Genomic DNA, 10,466 nt, shown 5'->3' with positions numbered 1-10,466 from the left:
CCACTGAGGAAACCCTTCGCGAATACCTGAAGTGGGCCACGACCGAACTGCACGACGCACAGCAGCGGATCGCCGCCTTCGAGGCGGCCGCCACCACCACCGAACCCGTGGCGATCGTCGGCATGGCCTGCCGCCTTCCCGGCGGCGTCGCCTCGCCGCAGGACCTGTGGGACCTGCTCGAACGCGGCGAGGACACGATCGGCCCACTGCCCCGGGATCGCGGCTGGGACGTGGACCGGCTGTACCACCCCGACCCGGAGCACCCCGGCACCACCTACACGGCAGCCGGCGGCTTCATCCGCGACATCGCGGGTTTCGACGCCGACTTCTTCGGCATCTCGCCCCGCGAGGCGTTGGCGATGGACCCGCAACAGCGGCTGCTCCTGGAGACCTCCTGGGAGGCCTTCGAGCATGCCGGCATCCCCCCGGCCGGTCTGCGCGGCGGCAGGGCGGGTGTATTCGTCGGCGCGAACAGTGTGGACTACGCCTGGACGAGCGGTCGGGTGCCCGACGAACACCTCGGACACCTGACCACCGGTACGGCCGCCGCCGTGCTCGCCGGCCGACTGTCCTACCTGTACGGGCTTGAAGGCCCCGCCGTGACCGTGGACACCGCGTGCTCCTCGTCGTTGGTGGCCCTGCACCTCGCCATGCAGGCGCTGCGCAACGACGAATGCTCACTGGCGCTGGTCGGCGGCGTGACGGTGTTGTCGTCCCCGGTCCAGTTCCTCGGCTTCAGCGCCCAGCGCGGGCTGGCGGCGGACGGCCGCTGCAAGGCGTTCGCGGAGACCGCCGACGGTATGGGCCTCGCCGACGGCGCGGGCGTACTCCTGGTCGAGCGACTGGCCGACGCACGGCGCGCCGGCCACCGGGTGCTCGCGGTGCTCCGGGGTAGCGCGGTCAACCAGGACGGCGCGGGCAACGGCCTGACCGCCCCCAACGGCCCCTCGCAGCAGCGGGTCATCCGGCTCGCGCTGGCGAACGCCGGTCTGTCGGCCGGCGACGTCGACGCGGTCGAGGCGCACGGTACCGGCACCACGCTCGGCGATCCCATCGAGGCGCAGGCGCTCCTGGCCACCTACGGCAAGGGCCGCCCGGCCGATCGCCCGCTGTGGCTGGGCTCGGTGAAGTCCAACATCGGCCACACCGGCGCGGCGGCGGGTGTGGTGGGCCTGATCAAGACCGTGTTGGCGATCCGGGCCGGGGTCCTGCCCAAGACCCTGCACGCCGAGAAGCGTTCGACCCGGATCGACTGGTCGGCGGGCGCGGTGGAACTGTTGACCGACGCGCGGGCGTGGCCCGAGGTCGACCGTCCACGCCGGGCCGCGGTCTCGTCGTTCGGGATCAGCGGGACGAACGCCCACGTGATCGTCGAGCAGGTGGCCGACCCGGAGCCGGCGCAGCCGCGCCTTGCCGTGTCGGGGGCGCTGCCGTTCGTGGTGTCGGGCAGGTCGGAGGCAGCACTGCGAGCGCAGGCGGGCCGACTCGCCGAATTCGTGGCCGAGCACCCCGAGTCCGACCCGACGGCGGTCGCGTCGGCGCTGGTCGCCACGCGGTCGGCATTCGAGCACCGGGCCGTCGTATCGGCCTCGGACCACGCGGCGTTGACCGCCGGCCTGGCGGCGCTGGCGGTGGGGGAGCCGGCGGCGGGTGTGGTGCCCGGGGTGGTGCGGTCCTCGGGGCGGGCGGTGTTGGTGTTTCCGGGGCAGGGGTCGCAGTGGGTGGGGATGGGTGCGGAGTTGCTTGACGCGTTTCCGGTGTTCGCTGCTCGGGTGGCGGAGTGTGGGGTGGCGCTTTCGCCTTTTGTGGATTGGTCGTTGGCGTCGGTTCTGCGGTCGGGGTCGGGGGAGTGGTTGCACCGGGTGGAGGTGGTGCAGCCGGTGTTGTGGGCGGTGATGGTCTCGCTTGCGGAGTTGTGGCGTTCGTACGGTGTGGTGCCGGGTGCGGTGGTGGGTCATTCGCAGGGGGAGATCGCGGCTGCGTGTGTGGCGGGGGCGTTGTCGTTGGCGGATGGTGCGCGGGTCGTGGCGTTGCGGGGGCGCGCGCTTGCGGGGTTGGCGGGTTCGGGGGCGATGGTGTCGGTGTCGTTGCCGTGTGCCGAGGTTGCGCGGTTGCTGGTTCCGTTCGGAAGTCGGTTGTCGGTGGCGGCGGTGAACGGGCCGGTGTCGGTGACGGTGTCGGGTGATCCGGGTGCGGTGGACGAGTTCGTCGGGGTGTGTGAGGCGCGGGGTGTGTGGGCGCGGCGGGTGCCGGTGGATTATGCGTCGCATTCGGCGGGGGTGGAGTCGATCCGGGACCGGTTGCTCGCGGAGCTGGCGGGCATCGAGCCCATGGCGTCCACGGTGCCGTTCTATTCGACGGTGACGGCCGGACGGTTGGAGACCTCGACCCTCGATGCCGGGTACTGGTACGCGAATCTGCGGGGGACGGTGCGGTTCGAGGAGACCGTGCGGTTGTTGTCGGCTCAGGGGTTCGACGCGTTCGTCGAGGCGAGTGCCCATCCGGTGTTGACCACGGCGATCGAGAGCACGGTGGAAGCCGCCGACGCCGAAGCGGTGGTGCTGGGGACGCTGCGGCGCGGTGAGGGCGGCCCGGAGCGCTTCACTGCGGCGCTCGCCGAGGCGTACGTCAACGGGCTCGCCGTGGACTGGTCGCCGCTGGTGGGCGAAGGCAAGCCGGGTGAGGTCGAGTTGCCGACCTACGCCTTCCGGCGTCGCCGATACTGGCTGCGCGACGTCACGACCGGCGGCGCCGACGATGCGGCCGGGCTCGGGCTGACCGGCGAGGGTCATCCCCTCCTCGGCGCCTCGGTGTTCCTGGCGGATGGGCAGGGATTCCTGCTCACCGGGCGGCTCTCGCTGTCCTCGCACGCCTGGCTCGGGGACCACGCGGTCGCCGGGACGGTGCTGCTGCCCGGTACGGCCTTCGTCGAACTCGCCCTCCGAGCCGGGGATTCCGTGGGATGCGGCCTGCTCGACGAACTGACCCTGGAAGCGCCGCTGGTGCTGCCCGAGCAGGGCGGCGTGCGGATCCAGGTCATGGTCGCGGCGCCGGCGGCCGACGGCGGCCGGGCGGTCTCCGTGTTCTCGCGGGTCGACGACGACGCCGACCGGGAGTGGACCAGGCACGCCGGCGGCCTCCTCCTGCCCGACGCCGCCGCGCCGGCCGACAGCGGCACCGCGCCGACCGTGTGGCCGCCCGTCGGTGCGCGGCCGATCGAGCTGGATCGTTTCCATGCGGACCTGGCCGAGGCCGGCTACGCCTACGGCCCGTCGTTCCGGGGGCTGCGCGCGGCGTGGCACGTCGGTGAGGACGTGTTCGCCGAAGTGGCCCTGCCCGCCGAACAACGCGAGCAGGCCCACCGCTTCGGCCTCCATCCGGCGCTCCTGGACGCCGCGGTACAGGTGGCGGCATTGACCGGCATCGGCGACGCCCGCACCACGATCCGCCTGCCGTTCGTGTGGAGCCGCGTACGCTTGACGGCCTCCGGCGCGTCGTCGCTGCGGGTCCGACTGTCCGTGGGTGACGGCGACTTCGTGCGCATCGAGGCCACCGACGGCACCGGCGAACCGGTCTTTTCCGCGCAAAGCCTCACCCTGAGACCGATCACCCCCGACCGACTCGTCCACGCCGCCGGCGAGACGACCGACAGTCTCTTTCACCTGGACTGGATCCCGATCGAGGTGGTCGAACGGCCGGGCGTGGGCGAGGTGACCCGGCTCGACTGTGCCCCGTCGGCTTTCGGCGACGGGCTCGCGAACGCCGTCGCGGCGGCGACGGCCGAGGTATTGGCGCGCGTTCAGGGATGGCTCGCGGCCGAGGGGCAGGCGCGGTCGCGGTTGGTCCTGGTGACCCATGGCGCGGTGGCGGCGGGACCGGCCGATGTGGTCACGGACCTCGTACGCGCGGCGGTGTGGGGCCTGGTCAGGTCCGCGCAGACCGAACACCCTGGCCGGTTCGTGCTGGTGGACACGGACGACAGCCCGGCGTCGGCGGCGCTTCTGGACGCCGCCGTGCACAGCGGCGAGCCGCAACTCGCCCTGCGCCACGGCGACATGCTCGTGCCGCGGCTGGCCCGCGCCGGCGGCGGCGACGCGCTGATCCCGCCGTCGGGTGCCTGGCGGTTGCACACGCCCGGGACCGGCACGCCGGCGGATCTGGCGCTGGTGCCCGCGCCGGAGGCCCTGGAGCCCCTGCGGTCCGGGCAGGTGCGCATCGCGGTACGCGCGGCGGGGCTCAACTTCCGCGATGTGCTGATCGTGTTGGGCATGTATCCGGAAGCCGCGATGATGGGCGGCGAAGGCGCCGGCGTGGTGACCGAGGTGGGTCCCGGCGGCTCCGAATTCGCGGTCGGGGATCGGGTGCTGGGGCTGTTCCCGGCTTTCGGGGACACCGCGGTGGCCGACGTGCGGACCCTCGTGCAGGTGCCCGTGGGGTGGTCGTGGGAGCAGGCGGCGTCGGTGCCGGTGGCTTTCCTGACGGCCTATCACGGGCTGGCCGCGCTGGGTCGGCTGGGTGCGGGCGACACGGTGCTGATCCATGCCGGGTCCGGTGGGGTGGGGATGGCGGCGGTGCAGGTCGCCCGGTACCTGGGTGCCGAGGTGTTTGCCACCGCGAGTCGTGGCAAGTGGGATGTGCTGCGGTCGTTGGGGTTGGACGACGCGCACATCGGGGATTCGCGGACGCTCGACTTCGCGGAGGAGTTCCGGGCCGCGACGGACGGTCGTGGTGTGGACGTGGTGTTGAACTCGCTGGCGGGCGAGTTCGTCGACGCTTCGCTGGAACTGCTGGCCGATGGCGGCAGGTTCGTGGAAATGGGCAAGACGGATGTCCGAGACGAGACCGTGGTTCGGGCGGTTCACCCCGATATCGCATCGTATCGAGCCTTCGACCTGGTCGAGGCGGCGGGTGCGGACGGGATCGCGGAATTGTTCGCGGTGCTGATGCCCCTGTTCCGGTCGGGAGTGTTGTCGCCGGTTCCGGTGCGGTGTTTCGACGTGCGGCGGGCGCCGGAGGCGTTTCGGTTCATGGCGCAGGCGCGGCATACGGGCAAGTTGGTGCTTCGGATGCCGGTGCCGTGGGATCCGGACGGGACGGTGTTGATCACCGGTGGTACGGGCACGTTGGGCGCCCTGGTGGCCCGGCATCTCGTCGCCGAACACGGGGTGCGCGGCCTGGTGTTGCTCAGCCGCAGCGGCATGGCCGCGCCGGGCGCGGCGGAGCTGGTGTGCGAACTGGGCGCTCTCGGGGCGCGGGTGGTCGTCGAGGCGTGCGACGCGGCCGACCGCGAAGCCCTCGCCGAAGTGCTCGCGCGCATCCCCGAATCCGCCCCGCTCACCGGAGTCGTACACGCCACCGGAGTCCTGGCCGACGGCCTGGTCGAGTCCATGACGCCGGAAGATCTCGAATCGGTACTGCGGGCCAAGGTCGACGGCGCGATCAACCTGCACGAGTCGACCGCCGGCCACGACCTCGCCGCCTTCGTGCTCTTCTCCTCGATCGCCGGCGTCCTGGGCGGCGCGGCGCAGGCCAACTACGCCGCAGCCAACGCCTTCGTGGACGCACTGGCCGCACACCGGCAGGCCGCCGGCGCGCCGGGTACGTCGCTGGCCTGGGGGCTGTGGGCGGAGACCAGCGGCATGACCGGGCGGCTCGGCCGGGACGACCTGAACCGGATGGCGCGCAGCGGCGTCCTGCCCATGTCCAACGCACTCGGGCTCCGGCTCTTCGACGCCGCCCGATCCGGGCCGCGGACGCTCGTCGTCCCGATGCGGGTGGACCCGGCGGCGCTGCGCATCCTGGCCGGGACCGGCACGCTGCCGGTGGTGTTCGCCGGCCTGGTACGCGGTCCGGCCCGGCGGGTCGCGGCGACCGACGGGGACGTGGGCGGGTCGACCTGGCAGCGGCGCACCGCCGCACTCGTGCCCGCCGAACGCGCGCGGGTGTTGCTGGAACTGGTCCGTACGCACGCCGCCGCCGTGCTCGGCCACGGCGACGAGACGGCCGTTCCCGCCGACCGCGCCTTCAAGGCGCTCGGCTTCGATTCGCTGACCGCGGTCGAACTGCGCAATCGGCTCGCCGCGGGCACCGGACTGCGGTTGCCCGCCACGCTGATCTTCGACCACCCGACCCCGACCGCGTTGGCCGGCCGGCTCGGTGCCGAACTGTCCGGATCCGAGCCGGAGCCGGTCACCGAGGAGCCACCGGTCGCCGCCGGCCACGAGCCGATCGCGATCGTCGGCATGGCCTGCCGATTCCCCGGGGACGTGCGCTCCGCCGACGACCTGTGGCGGCTGATCGTGGGCGGTGGGGACGCGATTTCCGAGTTCCCGACGAATCGCGGCTGGGACCTGGCCGGACTGTTCCACCCGGACCCCGACCATCCGGGCACCAGTTACACCCGATCCGGTGGATTCCTGTACGACGCCGACCGGTTCGACGCCGACCTCTTCGGCATCAGCCACCGCGAGGCGCTGGCGATGGACCCCCAGCAGCGGCTGCTCCTGGAGACGTCCTGGGAGGCCCTCGAACACGCCGGCATCGCGCCGGACACCCTCGGCGGCAGCCGGATCGGCGTGTATACCGGACTCGCCGCGCAGGGGTATGCGGGCAGGCTCGACCGGGCCCCGCACGAACTGGAGGGTTACCTGGGCACCGGGAACACGCCGAGCGTCGGCTCCGGGCGGGTCGCGTACACGTTCGGGTTCGAGGGGCCCGCGGTCACCGTCGACACGGCCTGTTCGTCCTCCCTCGTCGCGCTGCACCTGGCGGTCCAGGCACTGCGCGGCGGGGAGTGCACGATGGCCTTGGCGGGTGGGGTGACCGTGATGTCGGAGCCGGGGCTGTTCGTCGAGTTCAGCCGGCAACGCGGTCTCGCGGCGGACGGCCGCTGCAAGGCGTTCGCGGCGGCCGGCGACGGGTTCGGGCCGGCCGAGGGCGTCGGCGTCCTGGTGGTCGAGCGCCTCTCGGACGCCGTCCGCAACGGGCACCGCGTACTCGCCGTGATCCGCGGATCCGCGGTGAACCAGGACGGCGCGAGCAACGGGCTCACCGCGCCCAACGGGCCGTCGCAGCAGCGAGTGATCCGGCAGGCACTGGCCAACGCGGGGCTGGCGACGCGGGACGTCGACGCGGTCGAGGCGCACGGGACGGGCACCACGCTCGGCGACCCCATCGAGGCGCAGGCGCTCATCGCGACCTACGGTCGGGACAGGCCGGCGCGTCGGCCGGTGCTCGTCGGCTCGGTGAAATCCAACATCGGGCATACCCAGGCCGCGGCGGGCGTCGCGGGCGTGATCAAGATGGTGTTGGCGATGCGCGCGGGGGTATTGCCCGCGACGCTGCACGTCGACGAGCCGACCCCGCACGTCGACTGGTCGGCCGGCACGGTGGAGTTGGCGACGGCGCCGCGCGCCTGGCCCGACCTGGGCCGGCCGCGCCGGGCCGCGGTCTCGGCGTTCGGGGTCAGCGGTACGAACGCGCACGTGATCCTCGAACAACCCCCCGCCGCGCCGGCGCGCGAGCGGACGCCCCGACCGGCCGTCAACGCCGGAAGACCCCCGCGTCGCCTGCCCGTTGTCCTGTCCGCCCATTCCGCCCAGGCGCTCCGCGCGCAGGCCGCACGGCTGGCCGAACACCTCGAGTCGGCGACACCGGAGCGGTCCGCGCACGGCCGGCCCTCGCGCGAACCCGGGAACGAGTACCGCGAGTTGGTCGATCTCGCGTACTCGTCCGTGGTTTCGCGGGCCGGGCTCGAATACCGGGCCGTGGTCACCGCGGGCGACCGGAAGGGGTTGGCGGCCGCCCTTGCGGGGTTGGCGGCCGGGAACTCCGGGGTCGACGCGGTGCTCGGTGTCGCCCAGGCTGGGCGGCGTCCGGTGTTCGTCTTTCCCGGACAGGGTTCCCAGTGGGTCGGGATGGCCGGTGGGCTGCTCGACGCGTCACCCGAGTTCGCCGCGCGGATCCGGGCGTGCGAGGAGGCGCTCGCGCCGTTCGTCGACTGGTCGTTGACCACGATCCTGGGCTCCGATTCGGACGGGTGGCTGGAGCGGGTCGACGTGGTGCAGCCGGTGTTGTGGGCGGTGATGGTCTCGCTGGCCCGGTTGTGGCGGGCGTACGGCGTGCACCCCGCCGCCGTGGTGGGCCACTCCCAGGGCGAGATCGCCGCCGCCTGCGTCGCGGGCGCCCTCTCCCTGGAGGACGGCGCCCGGATCGTGGCACTGCGCAGCCGTGCGCTCCTCGACCTGTCCGGCGGGGGCGGGATGGCCTCGGTGGCGCTGTCCGCCGAACAAGCGGCCGAGTTGGCCGCTCCCTTCGGCGACCGCGTGGCGCTCGCGGCGGTCAACGCCCCGCATTCGGTGACCCTTTCCGGCGACCCGACCGCGCTGGCCGAGATACTGGCGCGGTGTGCGGAGCGCAACGTCTGGGCACGGCGCGTCCCGGTCGACTACGCCTCGCACTCCCCGCAGGTCGAGTCGATCCGCGAGACACTGCTCACCGCCCTCGCCGATCTCGAACCCCGCGCCGCGGACGTGCCGTTCCACTCCGCCGTCACCGGCACAGTGGTCGAGGGCACCACCCTGGACGCCGAATACTGGTACACCAACCTGCGCCGGACCGTACGCTTCGACGAGACCGTCCGGGCCCTGCTGGACCAGGGTCACGACACGTTCGTGGAGGTCAGCGCCCATCCGGTGCTGACCACCGGCGTTGTGGAGACGGTCGAGGCGGCCGGTTCGCGGGCCGCGGTCCTGGACACCCTGCGGCGCGGCGAGGGCGGTCCCGACCGGTTCACCGGCGCCCTCGCCCGGGCGTACGCGCACGGCGTGCACGTCGACTGGCGGGTCGCCTTCGCCGACACCGAGCCGAGGGTGACGGACCTGCCCACCTACGCGTTCCAGCGGGAGCGGTACTGGCTCCGGGGCGACTCGGGCACCGCGACCGACGCGCGGGGACTGGGCCTGACCGCGACCGGACACCCCGTTCTCGGCGCGGCGATCGACCTGCCCGACGCGGCCGGGATCGTCTTCACCGGACGCGTCGGCCGGCACACCCATCCGTGGTCGGCGGAGTCGCCGTTCCCGGGCGCGGCGCTGCTGCCCGGCGGGGCCTTCGTCGAACTCGCCCTGCACGCGAGTCGATCGACCGGGCTCGGCACGCTGGAGGAGCTGACCCTGACGGCGCCGCTGCCGCTGCCGGAGCGCGACGGGGTACATCTGCGGGTGGTGGTCGGTGCGGCCCGCCCCGACGGCCGCCGGACGGTGGCCGTGCACTCCCGGCCGGACGCCCCGGCGGAGGCCGGTACCTGGACCCGGCATGCCGAGGGCCTGCTCGCCCCCGATGAGAGCGCGGGGGAGGACGCGTCCGGGCCCGAGGACGACCTGCTCGTCTGGCCTCCGATCGGTGCGCTGCCGGTTCCGATCCCGGTGTTCGTACCGACCGGTGACGAGGGGGCGGACCCGGCCGACCACGTGCTGCGCGGCGTGTGGCAGTCCGGGGCGATCCGGTACGCGGAGGTCGCGCTCCCCGCCGACCGACGGCAGGACGCCACCGGCTACGGGCTGCATCCGGTGCTCGTGACGGCCGCGCTGCGAGCCCTCGGCACGGGGGCGGCGGCGGGGGAGAGCGACGCGACGACGCGCATGCCGTTCGTATGGTCCGGCGTCACGCTGCACGCGCCCGGCGCGACCTCGTGGCGGATCCGGTTGGAGGCGGCGGGCGACGACTCGGACACCCTGTCGCTGGTCGCGGCGACCGCGACCGGCGCGGCGGCCTTCACGGTGCGCTCGCTCGTACTGCGCGCGGTCTCGCCGGAGCGGCTCCGGGCCGCGCTCGCCGAGGCGCGATCCTCGGCGGCGAGCGATTCGGTCCTGCCGCCGCGGCCCGTGGCGGTTCGGACGGTGGACGACGCCGCGGTGCGGGACGAGGCCGGCGCCCTGCCGCGCCGGCCGGCCGCACTGGGCGGGGCGGATCGGCGGCGGGCGTTGCGCGACCTGGTGGTGGCCCATGTCGCGGCCGTCCTGGGGCGGCCCGAAGCGGGCGTGCCCGCGGACAAGCCGCTGCGCGACCTCGGCCTCGACTCGATGGCCGCGGTCGAACTGCGCGGTCGGCTGAGCACCGCCCTCGGCCTGCACCTGCCGGTGACCCTCGTGTTCACTCACCCCACCGCGGCCGCGCTGGCCGCCCACCTGGACACCACCCTCGATCCCGAGACCGCGACCGAGGCCGGTCCGGCGCCGATGGCGTTCGGCCGGCTGGAGCAGGCGCTGTCCCGATTGCCCGCCGACCCGGCGACACGGGCGGCGGTCGCCCGGCGCCTGGAGACCCTGCTGTGGACCTGGCGCGACCCGTCGGACGCCGAGGCGTCGGACGCCGTCGCCCTGGACGGGGAGGCGCTGGCCGCCTCCTCCGCCGAAGACATGTTCGACCTGCTCGACCGGGAACTGGGGCCCGACAGCGCCTGACCC

Annotated in this window: 1 pseudogene; it reads left to right on the top strand. The window is 73.7% G+C overall.

What is annotated here, in order from left to right:
* Nucleotides 1-5: 5 nt before the first annotated feature.
* Nucleotides 6-10,463: pseudogene (locus tag B4N89_RS52115) on the top strand (SDR family NAD(P)-dependent oxidoreductase); the annotation flags it as partial.
* Nucleotides 10,464-10,466: the final 3 nt, after the last annotated feature.

The organism is Embleya scabrispora, assembly GCF_002024165.1.
GTDB classification, from domain to species: Bacteria; Actinomycetota; Actinomycetes; order Streptomycetales; family Streptomycetaceae; genus Embleya; species Embleya scabrispora_A.
Note: the sequence above shows the minus strand (reverse complement) of the source record. Positions and strands in the feature narration are given on the sequence as shown.